This window comes from Microcoleus sp. Pol12A5, assembly GCF_036701435.1.
Classification (GTDB): Bacteria; Cyanobacteriota; Cyanobacteriia; order Cyanobacteriales; family Microcoleaceae; genus Microcoleus.
The window spans coordinates 1-1,028 of the sequence record NZ_JAUBQU010000321.1 but is presented as its reverse complement, the minus strand read 5'-3'; the positions used below and the strand labels follow the sequence as shown (position 1 = coordinate 1,028).

The 1,028-nt window shown below is 48.9% G+C and carries 2 protein-coding genes; both read right to left on the bottom strand.

Going from position 1 to position 1,028, the window contains the following annotated elements:
* Nucleotides 1–318: 318 nt before the first annotated feature.
* Nucleotides 319–462, bottom strand: coding sequence for a hypothetical protein (locus QUA45_RS29015; protein ID WP_333223417.1), 144 nt, complete (start codon nucleotides 460–462; stop codon nucleotides 319–321).
* Nucleotides 463–559: 97 nt separating this feature from the next.
* Nucleotides 560–1,028 (bottom strand): WD40 repeat domain-containing protein (locus QUA45_RS29010; RefSeq protein WP_445305363.1); only part of this gene is annotated, 469 nt, incomplete at its 5' end.

Here is a 1,028-nt window from a genome sequence, read left to right as displayed (position 1 = left end):
ACCGCGTTTATTTTACTCACAATCTTTTTGAACCTGATAGAATCCGAGAAACAAGTAACGATCGCACTAATCGGGTTTCCATTAATCACTTATTGGTGAACAACTTATTGCCCGATCGCACATTTCTCTCAAATTCGATCGCCCGATCAACAAAAAACCCGATCGCCCATAAACCCAAAAATCGGATCGCCCGAATCAACCCAAAAACCCGACCGCCCGAATCAACCCAAAAACCCGATCGCCCCAATCAACACAAAAACCCGATCGCCCATCCACCCAAAACTCCGATCGCACATTTCTCTCAAATTCGATCGCACATCAACCAAAAACCCGATCGCACATCAACCAAAAACCCGATCGCACATCAACCAAAAAACCCGATCGCCCATCAATCCAAAAACCCGATCGCCCCCATCCACAAAAAAACGCGATCGCCCATCCACCAAAAACCCGATCGCACATCCACAAAAAAAACCGATCGCGGGGCCCCAGAAACCGGGTTTTTACCGAAATACTTCGTTACAACCCACAGATTTGGGCAAAAACCCGGTTTCTTGGATTATCCCCCGCCGCTAACTCCCTCCAATCGCAGGAAATGCACCCGGCCCGATCGATCGCCCGCTACAACTGTCACTCCATCAGGGGCGATCGCACAGCAATCAAACCAACTATCTCCGCTGAAACTAGCAACCTCTTTGCCACTAAGCAAATCCCAGATTTTCAGGGTTTTATCCATAGATGCGGAAATCGCTGTTTTACCGTCGGGTGCGAGATCCACTGCTAGTACCGAGTTACTATGACCCGTGAGAGTTTTCAGTTCTGAAGCTGTCTCGGTGTCCCAGATTTTCAGGGTTTTATCCATAGATGCGGAAATCGCTGTTTTTCCGTCTGGTGCGAGATCCACTGCATCTACCCCGTCACTATGACCCGTGAGAGTTTTCAGTTCCCTGCCTGTCTCGGTGTCCCAGATTTTCAGGGTTTTATCCATAGATGCGGAAATCGCTGTTTTTCCGTCTGGTGCGAGATCC